The organism is Leptospira meyeri (genome assembly GCF_004368965.1).
Lineage (GTDB): Bacteria > Spirochaetota > Leptospiria > Leptospirales > Leptospiraceae > Leptospira_A > Leptospira_A meyeri.
Window position 1 is genome coordinate 134,623 of sequence record NZ_SORO01000004.1, and the last position, 26,117, is coordinate 160,739.

The 26,117-nt window shown below is 40.2% G+C and carries 31 protein-coding genes; 15 read left to right on the forward strand and 16 right to left on the reverse strand.

Going from position 1 to position 26,117, the window contains the following annotated elements; translation table 11 throughout:
- Positions 1 to 387: an LIC_11502 family protein gene (locus tag CLV96_RS18235; RefSeq protein ID WP_004787463.1), complete on the reverse strand. Its 387-nt coding sequence runs from the start codon at positions 385 to 387 to the stop codon at positions 1 to 3.
- Between CLV96_RS18235 and queG the strand changes: the two genes are divergently transcribed.
- On the forward strand, positions 386 to 1,357 hold the full coding sequence (queG, locus tag CLV96_RS18240) for a tRNA epoxyqueuosine(34) reductase QueG (protein ID WP_004785872.1): 972 nt from the start codon (positions 386 to 388) through the stop codon (positions 1,355 to 1,357). The two genes, CLV96_RS18235 and queG, sit on opposite strands and share 2 nt — an antisense overlap.
- Here the strand turns inward: queG and thiE are convergent.
- From thiE to CLV96_RS18285, 10 genes are all read right to left on the reverse strand, one after another.
- Positions 1,354 to 1,992 carry a thiamine phosphate synthase gene (gene thiE / locus CLV96_RS18245; RefSeq protein ID WP_004785087.1) on the reverse strand — a complete coding sequence of 213 codons (639 nt, stop codon included), beginning with the start codon at positions 1,990 to 1,992 and terminating at the stop codon, positions 1,354 to 1,356. The genes queG and thiE overlap by 4 nt on opposite strands.
- Complete coding sequence (gene thiM / locus CLV96_RS18250; protein ID WP_004786104.1) at positions 1,982 to 2,785, reverse strand: hydroxyethylthiazole kinase; 804 nt, start codon at positions 2,783 to 2,785, stop codon at positions 1,982 to 1,984. The genes thiE and thiM overlap by 11 nt, the downstream gene beginning before the upstream one ends.
- A gap of 23 nt (positions 2,786 to 2,808) precedes the next feature.
- Positions 2,809 to 3,204 (reverse strand): response regulator, encoded by a 396-nt coding sequence (locus CLV96_RS18255; RefSeq protein WP_004786699.1) that lies wholly within the window; start codon positions 3,202 to 3,204, stop codon positions 2,809 to 2,811.
- A 5-nt stretch (positions 3,205 to 3,209) separates the two neighbouring features.
- Positions 3,210 to 3,341 carry a hypothetical protein gene (locus CLV96_RS20100; protein WP_004784224.1) on the reverse strand — a complete coding sequence of 44 codons (132 nt, stop codon included), beginning with the start codon at positions 3,339 to 3,341 and terminating at the stop codon, positions 3,210 to 3,212.
- Between the two features lie 59 nt (positions 3,342 to 3,400).
- The gene (map, locus tag CLV96_RS18260; protein ID WP_004785279.1) at positions 3,401 to 4,156 is read right to left on the reverse strand and encodes a type I methionyl aminopeptidase; all 756 of its coding nucleotides are present in this window, start codon (positions 4,154 to 4,156) and stop codon (positions 3,401 to 3,403) included.
- A gap of 3 nt (positions 4,157 to 4,159) precedes the next feature.
- Complete coding sequence (locus CLV96_RS18265; protein WP_004787626.1) at positions 4,160 to 4,363, reverse strand: hypothetical protein; 204 nt, start codon at positions 4,361 to 4,363, stop codon at positions 4,160 to 4,162.
- A gap of 11 nt (positions 4,364 to 4,374) precedes the next feature.
- Entirely contained in the window at positions 4,375 to 7,605 is a 3,231-nt protein-coding gene (locus tag CLV96_RS18270) for a SpiroCoCo family coiled-coil protein (protein ID WP_004786383.1), read from the reverse strand.
- Positions 7,606 to 7,688: 83 nt separating this feature from the next.
- Positions 7,689 to 8,324: a hypothetical protein gene (locus tag CLV96_RS18275; RefSeq protein WP_004785866.1), complete on the reverse strand. Its 636-nt coding sequence runs from the start codon at positions 8,322 to 8,324 to the stop codon at positions 7,689 to 7,691.
- Between the two features lie 31 nt (positions 8,325 to 8,355).
- A complete protein-coding gene (locus tag CLV96_RS18280; protein WP_004784724.1) occupies positions 8,356 to 9,003 on the reverse strand; it encodes a hypothetical protein in 648 nt (215 codons plus the stop codon).
- Positions 9,003 to 10,259 (reverse strand): 1-acyl-sn-glycerol-3-phosphate acyltransferase, encoded by a 1,257-nt coding sequence (locus CLV96_RS18285; protein ID WP_004786687.1) that lies wholly within the window; start codon positions 10,257 to 10,259, stop codon positions 9,003 to 9,005. The genes CLV96_RS18280 and CLV96_RS18285 overlap by 1 nt, the downstream gene beginning before the upstream one ends.
- 47 nt (positions 10,260 to 10,306) lie before the next feature.
- Between CLV96_RS18285 and lmtA the strand changes: the two genes are divergently transcribed.
- Positions 10,307 to 11,068, forward strand: a complete 762-nt coding sequence (lmtA, locus tag CLV96_RS18290) for a lipid A Kdo2 1-phosphate O-methyltransferase (RefSeq protein ID WP_004787475.1) — start codon at positions 10,307 to 10,309, stop codon at positions 11,066 to 11,068.
- 8 nt (positions 11,069 to 11,076) lie between these two features.
- The gene (locus CLV96_RS18295) at positions 11,077 to 11,334 is read left to right on the forward strand and encodes a hypothetical protein (protein ID WP_004784118.1); all 258 of its coding nucleotides are present in this window, start codon (positions 11,077 to 11,079) and stop codon (positions 11,332 to 11,334) included.
- 105 nt (positions 11,335 to 11,439) lie between these two features.
- Here CLV96_RS18295 and CLV96_RS18300 read toward each other — a convergent pair whose 3' ends face one another.
- Positions 11,440 to 12,021 (reverse strand): hypothetical protein, encoded by a 582-nt coding sequence (locus tag CLV96_RS18300; RefSeq protein WP_020776514.1) that lies wholly within the window; start codon positions 12,019 to 12,021, stop codon positions 11,440 to 11,442.
- A 74-nt stretch (positions 12,022 to 12,095) separates the two neighbouring features.
- On the opposite strand from CLV96_RS18300, the gene CLV96_RS18305 reads away from it, so the two are divergent.
- From CLV96_RS18305 to CLV96_RS18330, 6 genes are all read left to right on the forward strand, one after another.
- A complete protein-coding gene (locus CLV96_RS18305) occupies positions 12,096 to 13,010 on the forward strand; it encodes a TIGR01777 family oxidoreductase (RefSeq protein WP_004786459.1) in 915 nt (304 codons plus the stop codon).
- A gap of 63 nt (positions 13,011 to 13,073) precedes the next feature.
- A complete protein-coding gene (locus CLV96_RS18310; RefSeq protein WP_004787200.1) occupies positions 13,074 to 13,478 on the forward strand; it encodes a c-type cytochrome in 405 nt (134 codons plus the stop codon).
- Positions 13,479 to 13,529: 51 nt separating this feature from the next.
- Positions 13,530 to 13,751 (forward strand): hypothetical protein, encoded by a 222-nt coding sequence (locus CLV96_RS18315; RefSeq protein ID WP_004786941.1) that lies wholly within the window; start codon positions 13,530 to 13,532, stop codon positions 13,749 to 13,751.
- A gap of 42 nt (positions 13,752 to 13,793) precedes the next feature.
- Complete coding sequence (locus tag CLV96_RS18320; RefSeq protein ID WP_035983354.1) at positions 13,794 to 14,144, forward strand: STAS domain-containing protein; 351 nt, start codon at positions 13,794 to 13,796, stop codon at positions 14,142 to 14,144.
- 56 nt (positions 14,145 to 14,200) lie between these two features.
- Positions 14,201 to 15,481, forward strand: coding sequence for a citrate/2-methylcitrate synthase (locus CLV96_RS18325; protein WP_004787703.1), 1,281 nt, complete (start codon positions 14,201 to 14,203; stop codon positions 15,479 to 15,481).
- 73 nt (positions 15,482 to 15,554) lie between these two features.
- A complete protein-coding gene (locus CLV96_RS18330) occupies positions 15,555 to 17,582 on the forward strand; it encodes a SpoIIE family protein phosphatase (RefSeq protein WP_004787246.1) in 2,028 nt (675 codons plus the stop codon).
- Between the two features lie 67 nt (positions 17,583 to 17,649).
- On the opposite strand, the gene CLV96_RS18335 is transcribed toward CLV96_RS18330, so the two are convergent.
- The 4 genes from CLV96_RS18335 to CLV96_RS18350 are packed head-to-tail and all read right to left on the reverse strand — an operon-like array spanning position 17,650 to position 21,016.
- Positions 17,650 to 18,570 carry a TPM domain-containing protein gene (locus CLV96_RS18335; RefSeq protein WP_004786519.1) on the reverse strand — a complete coding sequence of 307 codons (921 nt, stop codon included), beginning with the start codon at positions 18,568 to 18,570 and terminating at the stop codon, positions 17,650 to 17,652.
- A complete protein-coding gene (locus tag CLV96_RS18340; protein ID WP_243836549.1) occupies positions 18,570 to 19,235 on the reverse strand; it encodes a TPM domain-containing protein in 666 nt (221 codons plus the stop codon). The genes CLV96_RS18335 and CLV96_RS18340 overlap by 1 nt, the downstream gene beginning before the upstream one ends.
- 45 nt (positions 19,236 to 19,280) lie before the next feature.
- Entirely contained in the window at positions 19,281 to 20,135 is an 855-nt protein-coding gene (locus CLV96_RS18345) for a heme o synthase (protein WP_004785371.1), read from the reverse strand.
- A complete protein-coding gene (locus CLV96_RS18350; protein WP_004784548.1) occupies positions 20,135 to 21,016 on the reverse strand; it encodes a COX15/CtaA family protein in 882 nt (293 codons plus the stop codon). The genes CLV96_RS18345 and CLV96_RS18350 overlap by 1 nt, the downstream gene beginning before the upstream one ends.
- Positions 21,017 to 21,140: 124 nt before the next feature.
- Between CLV96_RS18350 and CLV96_RS19885 the strand changes: the two genes are divergently transcribed.
- From CLV96_RS19885 to CLV96_RS18375, 6 genes are read left to right on the forward strand one after another with little or no spacing between them, the layout of a single operon-like run.
- Positions 21,141 to 21,293 carry a hypothetical protein gene (locus CLV96_RS19885; protein WP_004787486.1) on the forward strand — a complete coding sequence of 51 codons (153 nt, stop codon included), beginning with the start codon at positions 21,141 to 21,143 and terminating at the stop codon, positions 21,291 to 21,293.
- A gap of 18 nt (positions 21,294 to 21,311) precedes the next feature.
- Entirely contained in the window at positions 21,312 to 22,145 is an 834-nt protein-coding gene (locus CLV96_RS18355) for an SCO family protein (RefSeq protein WP_004785649.1), read from the forward strand.
- Complete coding sequence (coxB, locus tag CLV96_RS18360) at positions 22,146 to 23,108, forward strand: cytochrome c oxidase subunit II (RefSeq protein ID WP_035983229.1); 963 nt, start codon at positions 22,146 to 22,148, stop codon at positions 23,106 to 23,108.
- Between the two features lie 9 nt (positions 23,109 to 23,117).
- Entirely contained in the window at positions 23,118 to 24,731 is a 1,614-nt protein-coding gene (locus tag CLV96_RS18365; RefSeq protein ID WP_004786143.1) for a cytochrome c oxidase subunit I, read from the forward strand.
- A complete protein-coding gene (locus CLV96_RS18370; RefSeq protein ID WP_004784910.1) occupies positions 24,718 to 25,491 on the forward strand; it encodes a cytochrome c oxidase subunit 3 family protein in 774 nt (257 codons plus the stop codon). The genes CLV96_RS18365 and CLV96_RS18370 overlap by 14 nt, the downstream gene beginning before the upstream one ends.
- Positions 25,492 to 25,504: 13 nt before the next feature.
- Positions 25,505 to 26,101, forward strand: coding sequence for a cytochrome C oxidase subunit IV family protein (locus tag CLV96_RS18375; RefSeq protein ID WP_004787686.1), 597 nt, complete (start codon positions 25,505 to 25,507; stop codon positions 26,099 to 26,101).
- Positions 26,102 to 26,117 lie beyond the last annotated feature (16 nt).

Below are 26,117 nucleotides of genomic sequence, written 5' to 3' on the forward strand. Positions count from 1 at the left end.
TCAAAACAATTCTCTGGAATCAAAATGTTTCCATTCCCAGTGGTAAGCCGATTTATCCCCGTATTGAATGCATTCATCTAACCAATTGGATTCGACTTCTGGACTGAGAACCGAATAGGTTTCAGAAACGGAACGAATGAGCTCGCGATATTCAGGTAGGATTTCTGGAAGGAGAGGGTCCGTGTTTCGTTCCAGAAGCCTAACCACAGATTGGATTAGGGCAAAATAAATGCCCTTCCGTAAAAGTTCAGGAAGCCCCTTGGGAAGGTTCACGATTGCTTCTATTTGCGGAAATAAGGAAATTAGTTTTGGAACATGGACATACAAATGGCTTGGCAACTGGCCTTGTATTTCAGTAAGATATACTTCGTTCTCCGCATCACTCATGACAAATCCAATCTATCAGATTCGTTCTCAAATTAAAACCATTTGTGAGAAAGAAGGATTTTCTTTGGTAGGATTTACCGAAGCAAAGATTCCCCAATCTGATTTGGAACATTTGGACCAGTGGATTTTGGAAAATAGATTTGGGAATATGGATTGGTTTGCCAAAGACCATGCTGTTGGGATTCGAAATCGTTTTGAAAATTTGGGCCTAGTCCCTCGTTCTGCAATTTGCCTTGGGTTTATTTATAGATCAAATGAGGGTGAAAAAATTGTTTCTCAAATGCAATCAAAAGTTTCTCGTTATGCGTTAGGTTCTGATTATCATATCATTTTAAAGAAAAAAGGAAATCGGATATTAAAAATTCTAAAAGAGCAGTTTCCAAATCATAAATTTCGCCAATCGGTAGATAGTTTGCCCGTAGCGGAAAAAATTCTCACAAAGGAATCTGGAATTGCCTGGCAGGGAAAAAATACCAACCTCATCCATCCAAAACTAGGATCTTATTTTTTTCTTTCGACCATTCTCACCGATTTAGAATTAGGTGGTCCAGATCCTACTGAAATCATCACAGACCATTGTGGAAGTTGTCGCAAATGTTTGGATGTTTGTCCGACTGGTGCATTGGAAGAATATAAAATCGATGCAAGAAAGTGTATTTCTTATTTAACCATTGAAGACCGTACGGATACGGAAGCTACAGATACTTTTTTACAATGGGATCGAAAGGGTTGGGTTTATGGATGTGATCTTTGTCAAGAAGTTTGTCCCTGGAATGCCAATGTTGCCAAACGAAACGAAGTCGAAACCACAGAGCCCGATTTTTTACCGAGACCCTTTTGGACCAATCCCAATTTTATAGAAAAAACATCACTCACCAAGGAAGAGTTTGATTCTTATTTTAAAGACTCACCGATCGAGAGGATTGGTTTTGAAATTTGGAACCGAAACTTAAAACAAAGAGAATCCTAAAAATGAAACTTTGCCGATAGAGTTTCCGTTGCGAGTTTCGGATCTTTTGCCGAACAAATTGCACTCACAACTGCAAGCGAATCGGCACCAGCTTCCAGTACTGCTTTGGCATTGGATTCTTTAATCCCGCCAATGGCAACAATGGGTAACTTTGTTTGGGATCGTAACCATTTTAAGCCTTGGAGTCCCCAAGATGGTTTGGTATTGGTTTTGGTATCCGTGTCAAAAACGGGAGAAACCGCAAGATAATTGAGTGGAGGATTTGTGTTCCTCTGAATGAGGGAAATGAAGTCTTCTTTTGTTTCTAAGGATAAACCAATGAGGGCATCGTTTCCTAAAATTCGACGAGCTTCCCACCAAGGTAAATCAGATTGTCCCAGATGGACACCGTCTGCACCTGCTGCCAAACAAATATCCAAACGATCGTTGATGAGTAGGGGAATAGAGAAGGGAGAGAGGATTTCTTTTAAATTTTTTGCGAGTTCTAAAAATGTCCGGCTATCGGCTTCTTTTTCCCTCAGTTGGACAAGGGAAACTCCACCAAGAGCAGCAAGTCTCACAACTTCCGCTAAATGATAGTGTAAACATAAGGGTCTATCTGTTACCAAATAAACCCCATTGATTTTATTCTCCATTTAATCTTTGTTTAATGGTGTCTTCTCCGATTTCATAGAGGGCATCCAAAAATGCGATTTGAAAACTTCCTGGAGAATTTGTTTTGGATTTTGCCATTTCCCCTGCAATTCCCATCACAGCCATGGCAGAAGTGGCAGCACGAAATTGGTTGGTTTGGATGGCGGCAAAGGCACCACAAATGGCAGAGGCTGTACAACCAAGTCCTGTCACCTTTGTCATGAGTGGATCTCCATTTCTCACTTGGGCTTTATCAGTTCCACTTAAAATATAATCAGTGGCCCCAGAGATGACAACCACTCCACCTGTGACTTTGGAAAGAGACTTTCCTGAATCCACTGCTGACTCAGAAGAATCAGTCGCATCCACTCCTTTCGTTTTTCCAGAAGAATTGAGAGTGGATAGAATTTCAGAAGCATTCCCGCGAACGATACTTGGACTTCCTGCTCCGAGTATTCGGCGAATTGCCATATTACGCAAGTTACTCGCTCCTGCTCCTACTGGATCAAGAATGAGAGGTTTGTTAAGAGATACAGCTTTTGATGCTGCCTTTTCCATACTTTTGATCCATGGTTCCGATAAAGTTCCAATATTGATGACAGTTGCCGAACAAATTGTAACCATTTCTTCCACTTCTTCAATGGCATGAGCCATAATGGGAGAGGCACCAATGGCAAGAAGTGCATTGGCCGTATTATTCATGACTACGTAGTTTGTAATATTATGAACGAGAGGTGACTTTAAACGTAACGTTTCCAAGTCTTCGATAGTGTTTTGAATGATTGATTGAGACATATGCGGAGGTTTCCTAGGAAAACCTAGGCAATCTTTGCAATGGCGTCTTCTACTTTTTTGATTAAATCCGATTCAGACCAAGGTTTGTTTAAAAAACTATGTAGATCAATTTCCCCTCGCAATTTATTGAGAGAAAGCTCATCGATATGACCGGAAATAATTATTTTCTTAATCCCTGGATAGGTTTTGTGGACATCCCTAAGAAACTCATCCCCTCTTTGGTTGGGCATGAGCCAATCCGAAATGATGATGAGGATATCAATTCCTTCTTCGGCCAATTCTTCGATGATAGACCACGCCTCTTCTGTATTTTGGGCAGTTTCGTAACGATACTCGTTTCCAAAATGTTTTTTGAGCTGAGACTTCAGACTCATCAGAATGATTTGTTCGTCATCAACGAAGAGAATGGCTTTGTTCATGAGACCTATTTTCCGTCGTGAGGGCACTCAACCAGTTTGTCATGGCCAGGGCAGGAACGTTTTTCTTTTCCTGGGCAAATGGCAAAAGATGCTGATGTGATGACGAAAAGGCTGAACAGAGTGATAGCAAGTTTCATAAAAAAATCCTCTTTTGAAATTAGACGACAAATTGGATGTGAAAGCAAGAACGATTTCTTCAAACTTTTGTTAGAATTTCGTACCCTTTGTCTGTGACAAGTACGGTATGCTCAAATTGGGCAGAGAGTTTTCCGTCTTTTGTACGTACGGTCCATTTGTCGGATTTGTCGAAATTGACTTCCCAGGTTCCTAAATTGACCATGGGTTCGACTGTAAAAATCATTCCTGCTTCAATTTTTGCTAGTTTGCGTGGAGAGCGAAAGTGAGGGACTTGTGGTTCCTCGTGGAAATTTCTTCCCACACCGTGACCCATTAGGTCGCGAACAATCCCATACCCAAGTGGGGTGAGAAAGTCATCAATGGCATTTCCAATATCATCAATCCGATTCCCCGGTTTCACTTGTTCGATTCCGATCCACATGGCTTTTTCGGTATCTGCTACCAGTTTTTCTGCTTCTTGCGTGGATTTTCCACCCACGATAAATGTTTTGGAAGTATCACCAATGTATCCATCTACAATGGGAGATACATCTAGATTGACAATGTCTCCATTGGCGAGGACATCTTCTTTTTTGGGAATTCCATGGCAAACGACATGATTGATGGAGGAGCAGATGGACTTAGGAAACCCTTTGTATCCGAGAGGTGCGGAGCGGTGGCCATGTTTTTTGGTATAGGCTTCGGCCAAATCGTTTAGTTCGAGGGTAGTCACTCCTGCCTTGACAAAGGGTTCTAGATACACGAGGAGTTCAGCGGCAAATTTTCCCGCTTTCCTCATCGTTTCAATTTCAGATTTGTTTTTAATGTAAATCACGGATTAGAAATCTGTGGACCGAACCGTTGTTCTTTTGTTTGCAGAGGTTCTTTCCAGAGCTTTGTCAATGAGACGGTAAATTTCTTCGTTGATTCCCTCGATCGCGTCTCCAGAAGTCATAAATCCCTTACTTTTGATGTAAGCTTTCACTTTAGAAGTGACAATTAGGGATTCCTTCGACGTTGTTTCTGTTTGTTCTTCGGACATGGATACCTCGGTTATTTCTTTCTAACTCCGAGGATGCTATCTACGAGGGATTTTTCAATATTTAATTTTTCACTAATTGCCTCGGAAGACCATTGGTAGTTGTCGTGGAGGCTTTGGATGGTGGCTCTTTTTCTCTCGACAAGGGGATTTCCCGAAACTTTCCGGTCGGATTTTCCTGCTGGAACGGGACTCTGCATGGCCCCTTGGACAATGTCCAAGAATTCAGAGAGTTTTTCGAAGGTTTCGTCTGCCTCTCCGAGGAGGGATTCCAAATCGTCCTTGGTTTCGCGGGAAGATTCTTTCAGGTCTTCCAACCGTTTTTGGAGGGTGAGGATTTGGCGATGGCGGTCGGAAAGATCACCTAGCAACTCTTCGATTTTGTCAAACTTACGTTCTACAGAATCAATCTGTGCTTCTCGTTCCACAAGGAAGGAGGTTCTGTTTTCTGCTTGCCGAATGGTTTCGGTGAGTTCTTTTTCACGCGCTTCCACCACTTCGATTTCTCGGTCGAGGATGTCGAGGCGGGCTTGGAGTTCCCGTGCATTGTGTTTTTGGCCTTCCAAGTTTTCCACCAAGGTGAAAACAGAATCCTGAGATTCTTGTAAGGAAGAAAGGAAGGATTCAATTTTCGATTGTTCGGTTGTGAGTTTGGTCACTCGAGTTTCAATTGAGCTTACTTCTGTTAGACTTTGTTCAAATCCTTCCATAGTTTCGGAAACATGGACAAGGTTTGAGGCAAGGATTTGTACTTGTTTGTCGATGTCTTCGGTTTGGAACTGAGCTTCCTTTAGATTTTCTAATTCGTTTGCGATTTCTTTTCTAAGTTCCGAAAATTCAGAAATGGCAGATTGGTAAAGGTCAATGTCCGGTCGGTTTTTTTCAAGCGAACGGAGTGCTTCAGAGATTTCTTCTACTGCACGGTTGGACTCTTCTGCAATCTGTTTGGCGGAAGCAAATAAATCAGAATGTTCTTTGACCGTTTCCAGTTCACTGGATAAAGTTAAGATGTCTTCCTTTAATGTTTCCATTTCGGATTGGAAACTAGAAAGTGTTTCTTCTTTAGTTTCGTTAAGGTCATCCAATCCATTTTTAATCTCATATTTTAAGTCTTGGAAACGATCCAAACTTTCTTTCAAGAAGTCTTGGCTTTCTTTTGCAATTTCTTTGAAAGATTTTTCATAATCTTTTTGGTATGTTTCTATTTGTTTTCTAGATTCGTCTTTGGAACGTTTGATACTTTCATCTAAGTTACGTTTAACAGTATTTAGATGATTTGAGATTTTTTCTTCGAGTTGGCTTAGTTGAACATTTCCTTTATCTAAAAGTTTTGTCAATTGGTGGGAGATTTTGGAATCAATGGTTTCATTGAGTCTGTCCATTTTCTCTTCTTGTAAGTTGAAAAAGGATTCACCAGATTCTTCTAGATGTTTGAGAATTCGTTCGACTTCGCTCCTTGCGAGTTTTCCTTCTTCTTCCAAACGAGAGATACTTTCTTTGGTTTTGGACTCTGCGGCCATTTCCAAATTGGATTTTGCTTTTTGGAATTGGTTTTGGAATTCACCAAGAAGATCGGCACCTTCTATATGAATTTCTTTGAGTCGGTCTTGGAGCCTTTCGATGCTGTAGTTTTGGTCTTCACGAATTTTGCCAAGTTCGTCTTCCCATTTGCTGACAAATTGTTCTAAGTTGGCATTGGCAATTCGGATTTTTTCCGTAACAATTTCTTCGGATTCTTTGGCTTTTTCTTCTGCCGTTTCTAGGATTTCATGAGCGGATTCACGAAGGGCTGATTTTAACTCTTCTACATATTCATCAACATCTTTGGTTTGTGATGTGATCGATTCGCTTAAGTTTTTGATTTGTGATTGGACTATCTCTAGATCCGATTCCATTTCATTCTTTTGAAGTTTGAAATCAGAATTCATTCTTTCTTCGAGTTCTTTTCTTAAGTCGAACAGAGAAGTTTTTATGACTGTCTCTTGGTTTGTGCGTACAGAATCCAACTCACGATCAAAATCTTTGAGTTCTTGGAGTGCACTTTTTTTGAGAGAACTTGCTTCTTCTTTTAGATCTTCCGAAATGCGGTGGAATTCTTCGGAGAAGGCTTCTATTTCCCGAATGAGTTCTTGTTTGCGAATGTCTGCTTGGCGGAGGAGTTTGTTTTCCGCTTCCAAATATTTTTCTTGGAATTGGATGATGGTTTGGTTGATTCCATCCGCTTGTCTTCTGGTTTCATTGATGATGTCATCACGTTTCGAAAGTGTTTCGAGGGACAAGTCTTCAATTTCTCGTTTGATGGCATCTGTCTCTTGAACGAGACCCTTCATAAAAGAATCTTTGGTATGAGTGACTTGATCAAAGATGGAATCAAAACGTTCTTGGATTTTTTTCTCGAGTAAGTTTACTTTCTCTTCTAACTTACCTGAAGCGCGTTGGTATTTTTCTTCTAACCTTTCATCAAACTTATCGACTTTATCGGAGAGTAGGGAAGAGGTATCTTCAAATTTTGTGAGGCGAACATCTAAGTCACCTTGTGCATACTTCATGGACTCTAGGAGTAAATCCATTTCTTTACGAGCATGGTCAAGGCGTCCTGCAGTTTCACCCACCATCACATCGGCATGGGATAAAAGTTTTTCGCGAGCCGTTTCTGCAATTTTAGAAAGTGAGTTGTCTAAAAAATCTGATTTGGTTTCAAGAAGGCTTTCTAGTTCCACCATCTTTTGTGCGACAGATTGTAAAATCTCATCGCTTCTATGATTGAGTTTGTTTTGGAAAGTATCCAACATAGAGATGGATTCATTATGAAGGGCTTCCATATCTTCGGACACTTCACGTAACTCTCGTTTGTGGGTATTAATCTGAGAAAGTCCTTCTTCCATATATTGTTTTTCACGACGGACTTGCGAACTCAAATCTTGGATTTGTTCCATCTCTCCTGACAAAGAAGAGAGGTAATCTTTGCTTGCGCGGATTTTTTCGAATAGGTCGCGAGATTCTGAACTTAAAGATTGGATGTCTTCGGCAACTTTACGAGATTGTTTGACGAGGATGTCGAGGTCAATGCCCGCATCTTTCACCAATTGGATCTTTTGGAGAGCGACACCATCAATTTCATCGGTCAATTTGGACGCATAACGTTTGAGTTGGGAAAGTTTGGTGTTCGATTTGTCCAAACGACGAAGCCCAATGGTCACTGCAACACTGGCCAAAAAAGGTAATAAAAAGACTTCTAATCCCATTTTCTCAAAGATCCAATAATAGTATTATGTCGCATGAAGATGGTTGAAGAAAACCAGGCTCGGATTTTTTCCGCAAGCCTTTTTTAATTCAATGAGAATTCACGGATTTGGAGCCAAAATCGGGCAAAAATCTTCGCTTCCTCTGCCTCGAGAGCAGCCAATCGTTCCTTGGCACTTGGGTCGAGTCGGAACATTTCGGAGCTCATATCGGAAAGATGGCCTTCTTCTTCCAAAATCAGGTTGGTTAGGCGGATGGGAGATCCTGTCTGGTTCAAAATCTCGTCATACGCTGCATAGACGACCATGGCCCGTTTTTCAATGACGGTAGTGGTGTACAAATAGGCAAGGTACGTAAATTGTTTTTGGTCTGGAAAAACTTTGCGTAGGCTACGGCGCACAAGCGTGTCCAGTTTTGCGAAATAAATTCTTGCCGCTGTTCCCCGAACAAGTGCGGAGTTTTGGTATCCCAATTGGAAACTGGGCTTTATGGTGCGGGCTGCTTTTTTAAAAAAGAGGGCATGCCTTGCTTCTTCGGTGGCATGTTTTAAAATCATCTCAGAGGTTTCTTCGCTGGATTGGGTGACGAGGATTTTTCTCGAACCAAGATGTTCCAAGAGAGAAAGAGTGTTCAACCAAAGTGCATGATTGGTTTCATTGGCAACGATATCAGAAAGGACTTTAGGAATAGAATCATTCGCAAGGACAGTAACAGAACCCATAAATCCAAATTGTGGGAGTTCGTTCTTTGGGCTAGCCTTTCTTTAGTGGGATGTTTAGTTGGGCGATGGTTTCTCCATCTTCATGGTAAATTCGAAATTGGTCAGTGGGTAGGCCTTCCCCTTTGAGAAGGATGACACAAAGAGCAATTCCAATCCCTTCTCCCTCCGAATTGTCACCTCGTTCAATGTAGTATTCCATGATATCGTTATAATTTTGCGCATGTAAGAGTGAGTTTCGAATCTTCTGCATCTCGCCACGTACAAGTGTGGTATTGTTTCTCACATCAAATTTAATGTGGGTTTCATTGTGTTCGATTTTTAAATGAACGTATAAGTTTTTTTCCCGTGCGAGAGGTTCAAAGGTATTTCCCCTTCCAGAAAGGATCAGACTTTTATACATTCTTACACCTAACTCGTAGTCGGCGGGAGAGTTAATATCCAATTGGTTTTCTTGGAAAAAAAGTCTTTTGAAATTGGCTTTAAAACCATTCAGAATTAAGTCTTTGACGATGGTAAATAAAATAGCAGATAAGTCAGGGATTTCGTATTTTTCTGTGATTGTATTCAAAATTTTGACCAAATTCTCGTCGAGTGTTTTGGAGGCGCCATAGGCAGTCATTTCTATCGGTGTTCCCGTTTCCACCAATTGTTTCGTTTGTTCTGGACTAAAGGTTTCCATCAAAAAATATATTGGCTAGGGAAGAGTGGGTTGGATTTTGATTTTTCTTCCACAAGCATTGTTTCTAACTCCTTTCTTAGACGTTCCGTAATGATATCTAGTGTTTTCTTTTTGTCTTCTTTATAGGAACTTAAATACTCATTGATCGTAAATGGGGTTCCAAATCTAACAACTGCTTTGTGAGGCCGGGGTTTAAATTCACCAAAAAGTTCGTTTTCATAACGATATAAAAACTCATAAAGACGCTCTGCGCTCGGTAATTCTTTGATATAAGCCGTTTGGATGGTGATAAAATCATAGGCTTTGGTGGCCGCTTGTTTGGCCCAAGTTGCCATTTCTAGGCTTGGGAGTTCTCCATTTGGATCGGGCATTCCGACAGAAACCATTTCGAGTACACTAAGAATCCTTCTCAGTTTTTCGATGGCATTTGCGTCAGCGTCCCATTTGGGAATTTTGGCCTTTCTTGCAATATTGTCGAGCATGGCATGGCGCATCCTTCCCAATCGGTAATCAAAATCATCTGCTCTGCTTTCTTCGACAGGAACTCCATATTCTTTTTCTTCCCTTTCAATCATTCGTTTCCCCACCGATAAAAATCTATGGAGGATATCTTTCCCTGTTTTTGTGATCCCTAATTTTTCTTCCATTTTAGTGATCGCTAAATCGATGTCTTTTTGCATGGAACTGATGGAACCGGTCATTCTGTACTTAACAAAGGTGGGCAGAATCCATATCTTAGCATCTGGGTCTTTTTTCTTTGCATCTTCGAGTCCCCAAAATCCGAGTTGGGCCACTCCCGGTTGGAAAGGAAGTAGGGTATCATTCATTCCGCTGGTGGGTTCTCCTTCTGGGAATAGGGCAAGTTTACCTCCAGGCGATGCGAGAATTTCTCTTGAAGCTTTAAGGGATTCACGGTCTGGTGCACCAGCTAACACAGAGTAAGCTCCAATCGACTGGATGAAGTCTCCAACAAACCCAAATCCCCATTCGAAGACCTCTCTTGCTGCCATGTAATGAAACCTTGAACCCATGATGTTTGCTGCATGATAGGCAATTCCAGGTTCTTTGGTTGTGGGATGATTGGAAATATAAAGGAGTCGTTCTTTTTGAAAGGTTTTTAATGTCTTTTGGTCGGTTTCAGATATCTCGATGGATTCAAGATTGTAGAGCATTTTGTTGAGAACCGGAAGAGTCAGATCCGTAAACCATAAAGCGGGAAGATTGAACTTTGCAGGGATAAAGGATTTGATTGACATAGGACGAATGCTGACAGCTTAATCAAAGGAAGCAAGTACGAATTCACATGGCACTTATAGAAGAACTCAACCAACAAGGCAATTTTCTCTTCCGATGGCGCTCCTACATCCCAGGAGTCATTTTGTTTCTTTCCTTACTGTATCTACCGTACGTCCCTTATTTCCGAGGGAACTACGAATCCAATTTGTATTGGTTATCTGGTGCATTTTTAGTCAGTTTTGCAGGACTTTTTGTTAGATGTTTTACGATCGGATACACTCCTAAAAATACTTCTGGTAGAAATACAAAACAACAAGTGGCAGATGTTGTGAACCAATCAGGAATTTACTCACTAGTCAGACACCCGTTATATGTAGGGAATTTTCTTATGTATCTTGGCCCGGTTTTTATCCTTAGGGATTTTGCTTTTGCGCTCGTATACATCATGTTTTTCTACTTGTATTACGAAAGAATCATTTTCGCAGAAGAATACTTCTTACGTGGTAAATTTGCGGAAGGTTATTTGAAATGGGCGGACAAAACTCCTGCTTTTATACCGAGACTTTCTGGATATAAAAAACCAAATTTAAGTTTTTCTTTCCGTAATATTTGGAAACGAGAATATCCCAGTTTATTTGGAATCATTGTTGTGTTTACAGTTTTTGATTTGATCCAAGTATATTATCAAGAACCAGCACTTCATACTGTAGACATTACTGGAATTTGGAAACCATTCCACACTTGGTTTTTTGGCTTTGGATTTGTTTTTTATGTTGTCACTCGTCTCATCGTAAAGACCACCAAACTTCTCGAAGTCGAAGGTAGATAATTTTTTTTATGAGTCGGTTGTCCAATGGTTGGAAGGTTCCTGAAACTTTAGATGATAAAAAGGAACTGATGGAATCTTACCAAAAAACAGTCGAAAGTATGGAGGCGGAAAATCCGCTCACCATTTTTCGAGAACATATGGACAACGGACTTTTATTCAAAGCTGGACTTCAAGATGCGATGAACCAACTCACAACTTTTGCAAATCTTTATATGAGTATCATCGAACTAAAAGCAGAAATAGAAAAACAAACAAAAAATCTTTGATCCAAACTTTTCCCTTTTGACAAAATGTTTTTAACATTTTTCTGAAAGGTCTTTTTTACTTAATTACCAAATTCATTGAAAAATAGATTTTACTGATTGTAAAGTTTACTTCGTTTCTTCTAGTTCAACTTCCGCAATACATCCTTCCTGAGAAAGAAGTTTGAATTCAGGTGTGAGAATATGAATGTTTTCTGGATAATTTTTTTCTTTTTGAAATTTGGGAAGTTTTGATAGGGAAATCGAGATTACAGATTTATTTTTTTCCTCAAACAAGTAAACAAATGCTAGTCGGTCTTTTGGCATCCTAAGTTCTTTATCTACATTAATACTTTCCCGTAATAAAAAACGCATTTGAAATGTAGGCAATGTTTCTCCGGGACAAGCAATTACATTCAAATTTTTAAATTGTCTAGGAGAAAACTCTATTCCATCCCAAAAATGAGAGAGTTTCAATTCTAAGAAAAAATCAAAATCTTCCTTCCCGTTTTGTTTCTTTCTCCAAACGGTATTTGTATCTTTGTCTAAGAGAAGATGGATGCCTCCAGATCCTGTTGTATCTTCAATGCGGAATGGCGGATTTTCATTGTATCGACTAATGTTTTTTTTGGTTCCAGAAAATAGATAGTAGTTCCCGAAGAGAACAAGTGAAATGGCGAAAAAAATCGGAAGAACTATGGCAGGTCTCATATGAAAGAAAAACTTCTCCAACCTGAGAAAATGGGCTACTTCTTTTTTTATCATTTCAATCTTGGGGAGACCATATGAAAATCGGAATTTTAGGTGGTACTGGTCTAATTGGTACCTCATTCATTGAAACAGCAATAGGTCTTGGACACCGCTTCCGAGTATTTTCTAGAAAGCCATCCTTACCACCCGTACTTTCTTCCTATCAAGAATTGGAATTTGTTTCTTGTATCCTTCCGCAAACAGCTGACTTGGAAGGACTCGATGCCATTATTAATTTAGTAGGTGAGCCGATAGCGGGCGTTAGATGGACTGAAGAACGCAAGCGACTGATTCGTACATCTCGTATTGATTTTACTCGTGGTCTTGTGGCTCGCATTTTAGATCTAAAATCACCACCCAAAGTTTTTGTAAACTCAAGTGCGATTGGTTATTATGGAATGTCAGAAGATTACCACTTACCCTTTACGGAGAAGTCTGATCCCGGTGAGGATTTTTTAGCGAAACTTTGTGTGGAGTGGGAAAACCAAATCCTTCCTCTGCAAACAACGGGAATTCGATCGTTGGCTTTGCGAACTGGAATCGTTCTATCTCCAAAGGGGGGAGCGTTGGAGAAAATGATTCCTCCTTTTTTATTGGGAGTGGGTGGTTCCATTGCTTCAGGGAAACAAGGGATGAGTTGGATTCATATATTGGATTTTATTTCTGCCATGTTGCACTTAATGCAGTTGGATTCGGCTTCTGGAGCTTATAATTTAGTATCACCTCATCCCGTAAGTAATGATGAATTCTCAATCGTTTTAGCTAAAACCTTACATCGGCCAAATTTTTTCAAAGTTCCTTCCTTCGCCATACAGGCGCTTTATGGAGAAGGTTCAGTTGTTGTGACCAAAGGACAGTATGTGATTCCGGAGCGTCTCCTTTCTACCGGTTATGAGTTTCAGTTTCAAAATTTAGAAAAGGCACTCTCAAATCTTTTAGAAAAACAGTGATTTCTTCTTTTCAAAAGATAAGAAGGGTGAGAGACTGGAGCCAACCTTATCTTGGAGTAAGAAATGAACTCAAAAAAAGTCTTAGTCTCTCTCTTCGCACTCTCCTTCGCTTTCGTGATGGTGGCTTGTGGCGATTCCAAACCAAAAGAAGAAACACCTGCAGCAGTTGAATCTAGCGCAAGTGCAGATCCTGATCTTGCAAAAGGGGAAGAACTTTACCTTCAAAACTGCTCTTCTTGCCACGGTGAGAAAGGTGCTGGTGATGGCGCAGCGGCAGCAGCTCTCAACCCAAAACCAAGAAATTACAAATCCCCAGCTTCTGAATGGAAAAACGGAAACACTGCTGCTGGTGTGACTAAAACTTTGAAAGAAGGAATCAAAGGGTCTCCAATGGTTGCTTACGGACATTTAGGCGACGATAATATCCGCATCCTTGCAAAATACGTAGAACACCTTTCTAAAAATTAATCATTGCCTTTTTCGGTTCCGCCTACGGGTCGGAGCCGAACACTTGTCTTTATGAACCAAATCATTAAAAAAGCAGATCGCCCCACTTGTGATTGTGGGACCACTCGTGAGAGTGAGAACGCACGAAAAGTTGTGAAGTATTCCACTTGGGGAATGATCGCCATGGGACTTGTCGGGATATCAGCTACACCGACAGATGTATACTTTGTTTGTCGAAAATGCAAACAACCCTTTGGCAGATTGTCGAAAGAAGAAAGAAAATCGAAATCCTAATTATTGTTGACCCTCGTTCTTGGTGAATTTCCCTGGAAGCTAATGATGGAAGAGTTTAAAATTCGGTTGGGATTTGAAAACGGGGGAAGTTTACCCGTAATTCATATATCTGGTGAAATCACATCCGAAGCCGAGGAAGAGATCGTTGAATCCTACGAATCTATTCCGGGCGACAAACGCAGTCGCGTCATTTTGAACTTTTCAGAGACTTCTTACATCAATTCAGCGGGGATCGCAACACTCATCAGTTTGATTACCAAATCCTCTGAAAATCAGGGAAAGATTGAGTTCGCTGGTCTCAATACTCACTTTCGAAAAGTCATGGATATTGTTGGTCTTACTGATTTTGTCCTCATCCACGATTCTCTTAATTCTGCACTCACCCAAGTCTAAATTATTCTAGATTCCAAACTTCCCTTCCGTAAGATAGGAGGGAGAGAGGTCTTTTCATGAGTGAAGTGGAGTTCCACGTCAAAGGCAAAACATATAAATTACCGGTCATTGTTGGTACCGATGGAAAAGAGGGAATCGACCTAACCGATTTTTATAGAAAAACGGGACTGGTTACTGTAGATCCTGGTTTATTCAACACTGCCCTCGGTTTGTCTAAAGTATCAAGACGTGATCCCGAAAAAGGGGAACTAACCTACCGTGGTTATGATTTAAAAGAACTCGCTTACCAATCCACGTTTGTGGAAACTTCATTTTTATTAATTTACGGAAATCTTCCCACAAAGCAGGAGTTAGGTGATTTCTCAAGTCGACTTTCGAAACATTCTATGATCCATGAAGATATGTTGAATCTCTTTGATGGATTTCCTGGAGTTGCCAACCCATTAGCAGTATTATCTGTAATGGTTACTTCACTTTCTAGTTATTATTTGGAAGAATATGAAGAAAAGTTAGATATGGGGGTGGATTTAATTGCAAGGTTACTCGCAAAAATTCGCACCATTGCTGCTTTTACTTATAAACATGCAGTGGGTCATCCTTTTGTATACCCATTGGATAAAAATCCATACTGCACAAACTTTCTTTATATGATGCATAAAATGCCAGCAGACAATTATACGGTTCCAGAAGAGTTTGATCGCATTTTAAATCAAATGTGGATTTTACATGCAGATCACGAACAAAACGTATCCAACACTGCAGTCCAAGTGGTTGGTTCCACACAGGCAAATTTATTCGCCTCAATTTCTGCTGGGATTATGGCACAATGGGGAGCTCGGGAAGGTGGACGTCCAACGGCAGCCATCGGTCTGATTGAAGACATTGTAAAGACCAAAACACCTGTTAAAGATTATTTCGAAAGATTCAAACGTGGTGGGTTAAACATCCAAACCAATGGCTTTGGACAAAAAGCATATGATGTGGTAAGTCCACGTGCCAAAGTAGCTCGGGAAATCATTCACGAATTTTATAAAGGCAGAAAGTTATCTGCAGTGGAAGACATTGCCCTTCAAATAGACGAAGTGGTTTGGAACGATTCCTATTTTATGGAGAATCTTCTTTACCCGAATTTGGAATACTACTCCGGCCTCGTATTTCACACATTGGGAATCCCTAAGAATATGTTTTCTGTCATGCAAGTAATTGGTCGACTTCCAGGTTGGCTTGCACACTGGAGAGAACAAAGGGTGAAGGGAGACTTCTCAAAAGTTCGTCCAAAACAAATATATGTGGGCGAAAACCAAAGAAAATACATCCCGGTTCAGAACCGCCTATAGGTCTGTCACACTTCCTTTGTCCATGAATTTCCGTTGGTTCGGAATGATTTGGTGTTTGGTGCTTTTTTCGTGTATGGCGACGGAAGTGCCTCCTACTGCAGATAGAGGGGTTCTGTCTGCGGAATCGTTTCTAAGTGGGCAGAAAAAAACCTTAGAGCTCAAAGGGGATTGGGAATATTATCCGGGCCTACTCATATCCCCTAACGAATTCGAAACCCTAAACACAAATAGAGAACCTCATTTTTTTCATGTCCCTGGGATTTGGTCTGAATCTTTTTTTGACCGTGGATTCCTTGCTGGGGATGGGTATGCGACTTTTAGCCTAAAGATACAACATGGTCTTCAAGGAGTTCCTCTTTCTTTAAAAGTTCCAGAGATGGAGACCGCCTACAACTTGTTTGTTGATGGGGTAAAAATGTCTTCCAATGGGGTTGTGACTACTTCTTACCAAACGGGGAAACCTGAGTATCGTCCACGGATTATTGATTTTTTCCCAAAAGAAAACCAGACCTCCATTGTATTACAAATTTCGAATTATCATCATAGGAAAGGTGGCCCAGCCCAAACAATCATCTTGGGAAGGACATCCGATATTCATAACAAGTACGAATTTGCGATTCTACGAGATATGCTTCTTGTTGGAAGTATTTTGTTTATGGGGATCTACCATTTGTTTTTATTTTGGAACAGGAAAAAAGATCCATTTACTTATTGGTTTGCTCTCACTTGTATTTTAGTCGCCTTACGAGTGTTTATTACAGGAAACAAGTATATCATTCAATTATACCCAGACATATCTTGGGAAGTTCATTTAAAGTTGAGTTACTTGAGTTTCTTTTTGATCACACCTATTTTTGCAAGATATGTTTATTTGCTCTTCAAACCATATTTTTCTAGAAAAGTGTATGAATCTCTTAAGTATCTGGGTTTTGCTTTTTGTTTTATCGTTTTGGTGACTAGATCTTCTTTTTACACTTATTTGATGGTCCCGTTTCAGATATTTACATTGTTAGGTGCAGGGTATACCTTTGTTGTGATCGCAAGAACAATTCGTGATTCATTACCTGGGTCAAAGATCTTTTTTTTGAGTTTTGCTATTTTCATTGGAAGTTTTGTTAACGATATTTTGGTAAATAATCTAATCATTTACGGACCGTTGACCATTCATTTTGGAATTTTTACGATGTTCTTTGTCCAGTCAGTGTATATCGCTAGAAATTTTTCGAAAGGATTCGTGGAGGCAGAAAATCTAGCGGTTGAACTTTCTGATAAAAACCAAACCCTACAACGAGTTCAAAACCAACTCAAAGAATTGAATGAAAGATTAGAGACGCGTGTCAAAGATAAAACCGAGGAACTCCAAGGGAAGTTGGATCAAATTGGAAAAGATATGAGGCTTGCTAAGTCTATCATTCAAAGTGTAACTAAAATTCCCGATGTGACTCCTTATTTAAAAGTTGATATTTTGTATAAACCGATAGCTGAAGTCGGGGGGGATATCTACTTTGTAAAACGAATTCAAGATTTTTACTACAGGTTCTTTTTGGGTGATGCAACCGGACACGGCTTGCAAGCAGCTCTTTATTCGATGATGATCCAATCAGAATTTGAGCGAGTTTCCGCAGTGGCAATGCGCCCGAATGATTTGTTGTTCTATATGAACCAACACTTCTATGATAAAAATGCTGACTTACAAATTTATTTTCCGGCTATGTCTATGGATTTTGATTTCCACCAAGGGATTCTTCGTTATGCGGGAGGAGGGGTTCAAAACCAAATTCATATGAAAAAAAATGGTACGGTGACAATGCTCGAGAACACTGGGCCAATCATTGGAATTTTAGAACACTACCGGTATGGAATTTATGAATCAAAGGTGGAGTCGGGGGATCGTATCTTTTTATTTACAGATGGATTGTTTGAGGAGTTAAATGAATCCGATGGTTTACAAGCCTTAAGTGATTTATTGGAAGTAATCCAAAGCACAAATTCTTTGCCTTTTTTAGAAGTGGTTCCTTCCATTCAAACCATGTTATACCAACGGATGAACAAGTCTCAATGGAAGGATGATGCAACCCTCATTTTGATTGAGATCACCTAACAAAAAATACATAAGTGATCTTTGAAAAATTTTGAATTAATTTTCGTCTTTTTTTAACGAATCCGAATCACCAGTCGCCGGAAGCTCCGCCACCAGCAGAGTCTCCGCCTCCACCAGACCAACTGTCCGAACCTGAAGACCAAGAGTCACCGCCACTGGACCAACCTCCACCGCCGAAGTATCCTCCATCGGAACCACCACCATTACCGATTCCTAATTTACGTTTTAAAAACATAACGAGTATAAATAACAATACGGCAACAATTAAGCCGAAAGTACTACCGAATAAAAAGGATAAAAGTGGGAATAAAACTAAAAGTCCTATGATTGTAAAAATCAACCCTCCAATCGATGGAACAATTAAGGAGATCAAGGTAAAGATTCCCCCTACAATTCCAGATGAAAAAACTTCTTCCTCGGAACTAGTACCAGTTGTGGCTACATCATCTTCTGAAGGCGTGTATTCGCCTCGAATCGTCGCCATAATTGCATTCACTCCGGCAGTGACACCGCCATCCATATCTTTTGATTGAAAACGAGGTCGCAGTTCATCACGAATAATATGTTTTGCTTGGATGTCTGTTAAAGCACCCTCCAAACCGCGGCCCACTACAATCCGCATTTTTCTTTCATTAGGTGCGATGATTAATAGAATTCCATTGTTTTTGGATTTTTGTCCTAATTTCCATTCATCGAAAATCTGATTTCCAACATCTTCAATAGGTTCCTCTTGTAGACTTGGAGTTATGTACACCGCAATTTGATTGGAGGTTTCCGCTTCAAACTGTTTGAGGTTGGACTCGATTTGGGTTACTGTTGCCTCTGATAAAATTCCTGCATGGTCCATGACCCTTCTTTCCAATTTTGGAACAGGGTAAGATTGTATTTCTGTAAAAATTGAAATGAAAAGAAAAACAATCAGTATTATTATTCTCAGATCAAAATTGGAAATTGATTTTGAAAGTTTCTGATTTCGGTTATAATACATCACATCAATTTCCCACCATCTCGAATTTCATTGGAGATTTCGTTTTTATCATCTTTTTCTCTTTGGATGTTGTATTTTTTTAGTAAGTCACCACAAAAAAGAATGCTGGAAACTATCCCTTCTTTTTTCTTTTTTGTTTTCATTCCTTCAATGATAAGTTTCACCGCTTCGTTCCATTCTGATTTTGGAACCACTCTTGCAATTTCCTTGTCAGGCAAAATTCGAACAAAGTGTTCATATAAAGAAATATAGATTAATATTCCAGTTCTGTTTTTAGTACGGAAAACTTCTTCATCTAAAAATGCTTCTTTCGCTCTCAGGTCGACAAAGTATTGTTTGGCGCCCTTTGAAACTAAGTTAATTCTTAGTTTTGGAATTAGAGCCGTAAGGGTTAATCCAAAAATAGCACCTATCCAAACAGAGAGAACTGCAAAAAGGGATTCATTATCCCAAACAAGTCCATATAAGTTTTGAATAGTATAAAAACTGACACCAGTGATTCCTCCTACAAGGAAGGCTCCAAGCCAGGCCCATTCTTTGTAGTGGTGAGAGGATTCTGCAAAAAAAGGAACAATTTCAGCAGAGGTTTTTGACTCGGCCTCGCCGACAGCTCTTTTGATTTCTTCCAAATCAGTTTGATTGAAATAATGTTTGAGGATACCCATGGGCAGAAGAAAAACAGGATTTCCTGCCCAAATCAATCAAAAAACCTAGATTTTGGAATCGATCACGATGGCCAAACTTACTAAAAATAAATGAAAGATACTAAAAAAGAAAAATCGTTTCGCGAGAATTTTATCTTTCGAAAGTTTCAATCGATAAGCAAAAAGTAAAATCAAAATAGTTAATAATATCGCAGAACTTAAAAATAAAAATCCCATTCTTTCATCTGCAAAATAAAATCCAATGACAGACAAAGAATATGCAATCGCATATAGGAAAATTTGGTTTACCGTCTTTTGGATTCCGGATACCACAGGCATCATTGGAATTCCTGCGAATTCATAATCATCTTTTAAAAAGATAGCGAGTGCCCAAAAATGCGCCGGGGTCCAGAGAAAGATCATTAAAAATAAAACCCAAGCTTGGACGGGGAGCGAATTTGCCATGGCAGCATATCCAATGAGTGGACCAATACAACCAGAGATTCCACCAATGACTATGTTTTGTTCTGTTCTTGGTTTCAGCCAAATTGTATATAAAAACACGTATAATAATAAAGCAGAAAGGGCACAAATAGCTGTTAGAAGGTTGATGAATTGAGTTAAAATGATAAACGCAAGGATCGCAACCGCAACTCCAAGAAAAAGCGCAAATCCTGGAGAAATTTCACCAGCGGGGATTGGTCTTTGTTTTGTTCTATACATCACTGCATCCCTTTCTCTTTCAATATACTGATTGAGAATAAAAGAAGCAGAACTCATTAAATAAGTTCCAAATAAGGTGATAGAGATTTCTAAAAGAGAAGGGTAACCAGTAGTTCCTAAATACATTCCAGGAAGGACAGTTGCCAGTACAAGTACAGTTACCCTAGGTTTTGTCAATTGGTTCCATAATCGGAACATTATAGAACCTCTTTTCCTGGAGACCTAAAATGATAAAAAGCGGCAATAAAACAAAACATAAACACTAGGACGCCATTTAGCGTGTGTAAGCCGGTTATTAGTTTTGGAAGTTGGTACAGAACATTCATAGCACCAAGAAAAATTTGAAAGGATATCAAATAAGCTGCAATTTTTAATGATTTTTTAACCAGGTTATCTTTTAAGTAGAGAATCCCATAAGCAGACAAAGAAAGTACAGACAAAGCAGCTAGATATCCAAAAAATCTATGTTCCATTTGAAAACGAATCGGTCCCACCATTTTTGGAAACCATTCCCCATTGCAGGTAGGGAAGTCCGAACAAACAAGACCAGCATAATGAGAACTCACCTTCCCTCCAAGGAATAGTTGGTATAAAACAACAATGAGTACAAAAAGAAAAAAATACTTACCTGGTCGATTCCATTGGAACTTGGAAGAAGAATCCTCGGAAATCAGTAATCGCACAGTTAGACAAGAAGAAAGAAGTAAAACTGCGTTGAGTAAGTGTAGGTTAACAGTTGTTGGGTGGAGCAGTTTGGTAACAGTGAGTCCGCCAAGGATGACTTGAGAAATGAGAAAGAAAAGTGAAAGTGTAGCTGGGATTCCCATTTGTTTGCGTGTTTCTTGGTTCTGTATCACCCAAACAAAACCAATTCCCACGAGGATTCCTAAAATCCCAGAATAGTATCTATGGCCCACTTCCATAAAAATCTGAAATGTAAATTCTGGTACAAATTTTCCATGGCAGAGAGGCCAATCGGGGCATGCGAGTCCTGAATCTGTTGCTCGTACGAGTGGTCCGTAGAGGAGATTGATAAGGATCATTGCGGAAAGGATGGTGTAAAAACGTTTGAGTGTCATACGTCTATCTGTTTCCTCCAGGTTTTGTGATCTGAGTTTGGGGAAAATAAAATTAATCTTGCATCTTTTAAAAATTGTTGGATAAAAAGAGCAGTTTTTCGTATAGACTATATCAGGTAAAATTATGCAAAACACAGACCTTTACAATAAGGGTGGCTATTGGACTTTCCTTGTCACACTCGTTCTCAACATTCTTTTCTTCGCTTATATTTCCTTCGTTCACCCGGGTACTCCGGAAAACCCAGGAATGGAATCCAAAAGCGTTCAGTCCAAATAGGGTAACTACCAAACCTTCGTGAACATTCGCTTCTTCTTTTTTCTTTGTTTGTTGTTTGGAACTCAGGTCTTTGCGTATGACCCGCATTCCAATCTAACTCGGGATAATAAACTCCCGAAAGAACTAGAGAATATAGGATTTTCTGATGTCACGGGGAAGTCACTCAATCTCGACATTCCGTTCCGAGATGAATCTGGAAAAACCGTTCGGTTCTCCGATTTTCTTTCGAAAGGAAAACCAGTTTTACTTTCTCCCGTTTACTTCAAATGTCCAACTCTTTGTAACTTTCACTTAAATGGTGTGTTCCAAGGATTAAAAGCCCTTGATTGGACTCTCGGCAAAGAATACCAATACATTGCCGTATCCATTGATCCAAAGGAAAACGAGTCGATTTCTTTTCCTAAAAAGGGAGCTTATTTGAAGGAATATGGTAGGGAAGGTGCCGAATCCGGCCTACATCTCCTCACTGGTACCCAAGAATCCATTGATGCATTGACCAAACAACTGGACTTTCGGTACGCATGGGATGAGGAAGCAAAACAATACATCCACGCCAGTGGGGTTTATGTTTTGACTCCAGAAGGCAAGGTCTCTCGCATCTTCCAAGGAATCCAATTGGAACCAAGGGATTTGAAATTTGCCTTTCTCGAGGCATCTTCTGGGAAGATTGGGAGTTTTGTAGACAAGTTTGCTTTATTTTGCTTTCAATTTGATCCGAGAAAAAATAAATATACGATATACGCATACAGGATGATGCAATTCGGGGGGGCGGTCACCTTACTCCTTCTCGGTGCGTTTTTATACATAAACTGGCGAAAAATAACAAATAACAACCGTCAAGGAGTCACATAGATGTCTTGGAGCAGTCTCATTCCAGCGACCTCGTTCATGCCTATCCAGGCGACTGAAATTGCAAAAGAAGTCGATCTTCTCTATGCGTTTCTGATCATAGCAAGCCTTGTTTCGTTTGTCATCTTGATAGGTGGAATGACATGGTTCCTCATCAAGTTCAAACGTACAAGTTTAGACCAGAAATCCGCATACATTACTCACAATAATTTTGCAGAATTTCTTTGGTCGTTTATCCCTCTCATCATCATGATGGGGATTTTCTACTGGGGTATGGTCATTTTCGAAAAACTTAGAACCCCACCAGAAGACATTGCTGCTGAAATTCATGTCACTGCTGAGCAGTGGGCGTGGACTTATCGTTATGCGAACGGAAAAGAGTTTTATAGTTCTGGAAACGATCCAATGATCGTTCCTGCAGGAAAAGCAACGAAACTCATCCTAACGTCAAAAGACGTCATTCATAGTTTTTATGTTCCTGCTTTTCGAACCAAACAAGATGCGGTTCCGGGAAAACTCACACAACTTTGGTTCGAACCAAAACAACCAGGTGAATATATCGTTTTCTGTACAGAATATTGCGGGACCAAACACTCTGGTATGATGATTAAAATCAAAGCCATTCCTTCTGAGGAATATGCAGCTTGGTATCATGCTGAGAAAAAAGGTGCCGACACTCCGGCTGATCTTGGTAAAACTTTGTTTGCGCAAAAAGCTTGTGCTTCTTGCCACTCGGTCGATGGATCTAGAATTGTTGGACCTACAATGAAGGGACTTTTTGGATCTAGCCGAAAGTTTGCCGATGGAAGCCAAACCAAAGCAGATGAAAACTATCTTCGTGAATCCATCCTTGTATCTTCTGCAAAAATCGTAGAAGGATATCCACCAGCAATGCCGGTATTTCAAGGCCAATTGTCTGATGAAGATGTTGCCAACCTAATTGAATATATCAAATCCATTAAATAAGGAAGAGAGATGAGTTCAGCACATACAAAAACCGAACATGGTCACACAGACCATAATTATCTGAACCACGGATCTGGAATCTGGTCTTGGATGACCACTCTGGACCACAAACGCATTGGTCTTATGTACTTTGCAACAGTTGCCACCCTTTTCTTGATTGGTGGTTTCTTTGCTTTGGGAATCCGTTTGCATTTAGCAAAGTTTGGCGCAGCCCCACTTTTGGATCCAGATACTTACAATAAGTTCATGACCTTCCATGGTGCCATTATGGTATTTATGGTGATCATTCCTGGAATCCCAGCTTTCCTTGGGAACTTTGTCCTTCCGATCCAACTTGGTGCGAAAGACGTTGCTTTTCCAAGACTAAACCTTGCCTCTTATTACATCTTCATTGCAGGGGCACTGATTGCTGCTTCTTCCATGATCTTCAACCAAGTGGATACAGGTTGGACATTCTACACTCCTTACTCGACTGCAAAAACATCCAATGGGGTGATTTTGCTTGTTTTGGGTGCCTTCACAATGGGTTTTTCTTCCATTCTTACGGGACTAAACTTCATCGTCACCACTCATAAACTAAGAGCTCCAGGAATGACAATGGACAGAATCCCTCTTATGATTTGGGCTTTGTATTCCACTTCGATCATTCAGATTCTTGCAACACCAATCCTTGCCATCACTCTCCTTCTGATTGGAGCAGAGAAAACCCTTGGAGTGGGAATTTTTGATCCAGACTTAGGTGGAGACCCAGTTCTTTTCCAACACTTCTTCTGGTTCTACTCTCACCCAGCGGTGTACATTATGATCCTTCCTGCGATGGGTGTGATTTCTGAGCTCATCACTGCTTTCTCCAAAAAAACAATTTTCGGTTACCGTGCGATTGCTTACTCATCAGTTGCGATTGCCGCAGTATCCTTCCTTGTTTGGGGACACCATATGTTTGTTTCTGGTCAGTCAACTCTTGCGGGAATTTTATTTTCCCTCATCACAATGTTTGTGGGAGTTCCTACTGCGATCAAACTCTTCAACTGGATTTCCACTATGTATCGTGGAACAGTAACTTTTGATGCACCAATGCTCTTCGCTCTAGGTTTTATGTTCCTCTTCACCATTGGTGGTTTGACTGGAGTCTTCCTTGCATCAACTGGTATGGACGTTCACTTCCATGACACTTACTTTGTGGTAGCACACTTCCACTACGTAATGGTAGGGGGAACTTTGATGGCACTCATGGGCGGTATCTTCTACTGGTTCCCAAAGATGTTTGGAAAAATGACTTCCGATCTTGGAGGTCGCATTTCTTGGGTACTTATCTTTACTGGATTTAACGTAACCTTCTTCCCACAATTCGTACTTGGTGCGATGGGAATGCCAAGACGTTACTTTGATTACCTTCCTGAATACACAAACCTCAACCAAATCTCTACTATAGGATCTTGGCTGATTGGTCTGGGATTTTTGGTAGGTCTTATCACAATCATCCATGGAATTTTAAAAGGAGAAAAGGCTTCTGACAACCCTTGGGGTGCAAAAACACTCGAATGGCAAACGTCTTCTCCTCCACCACACGAAAACTTTACAACTACTCCAACAGTAACTGCAGGGCCATATGACTTCCGTTAGTTCTTCAAGTGAATTTCACCACCAACACCATTTTAAGAGTGCAGAACACCAGTATGCCTCTTCCAAACAAGGAATTTGGTTATTCCTTTGCACTGAGATCCTGATGTTTGGTGGCCTATTCGTAGGTTACCTTATCTACCATTCTCTTTACCCAACGGTTTTCAAAAATGGTTCGGAAACTTTGGATTGGAAGATGGGAGCAGTGAACACAGTTGTCCTTCTAATCAGTTCCTTTACGATGGCTGCAGCGATTAACTACGTGCAACGTGGTTTGCATAAAATCGCAGCTATCATGCTTGCTCTTACAATCGCTTGTGCTGGTGCCTTCATGGTCATCAAATACTTTGAATACAGCCACAAGTTTCATGTAGGAACAGTTCCAGGTAAGTTTTCACTTGTGGATCCTTCTTGTGCTGCTGGTGGGAAAAGAGCAGAGTGTGAATCTAAAATTTCCGCTCTACTTAAAAACCCGGCTGAACTTGAGAAAAACCATGTAAGTGCAGAAGAAGTCACACGTTTGAAAGCTGTGATTTCTCAACCAAAATGGGAAATGTTCTATGGCTTTTACTTTGTTATGACTGGTCTTCACGGGGTTCACGTGGTAGCTGGTGCTTTCCTAATCTTCTGGGTTTTCATCAAAACTTTAAGAAGAAAGGTTGGTCCTGAATACTACACTCCAGTAGAAGGTGTGGGTCTTTTCTGGCACGTTGTGGACTTGGTATGGATTTACCTCTTCCCACTTCTTTATTTGGTAGGATAAAAGGTATAAGAGAATGGAATACGTAATCAATTACGGACTTTACTTCATTGCCCTCGTTGCGGTTTTCACTCCAATTCTTGGATTTGGAATCTTTGCTCCAGGGATTGCAACAGCTACCATTTTAGGATTTATCGTAAACTGGTTCGGTCAGTTCTTCCAAACAGATCGTTTTGCAAAATTTACAGAAGAAAACAAAGATAACAAATTGTTAAAATTTGTTTTAGGTGATGAAGATCACAAAGAAGACCATGCCTCTGCTTCCATGTGGGTAGAAGATGGAGAAGAGGAAGAAGAACACGATCACCATGTGATTCCAATTAAAACATATGTTTTTGTTCTTTTAGCTTTGTTCTTTGGAACTTTTATTACTGTTTGGGTAGCACAATACGACTTAGGAAAGTGGAATATGATTGTCGCAATGGCTGTGGCAACGTGTAAGGCTTTCTTCGTTTTGGCGTACTTCATGCATTTAAAGTATGATAATATGCTGAACCGAGTTATCTTTCTTTCTGCATTTGCTTTCTTGGCATTGCTTTTTGCTTTCTCTTTCGGGGATATCATTTCTCGAATTGCCCCTTCGACAGAGTTCCCAGCAAAACCTTTCTTCTAGAAAAAAATAGACAAAA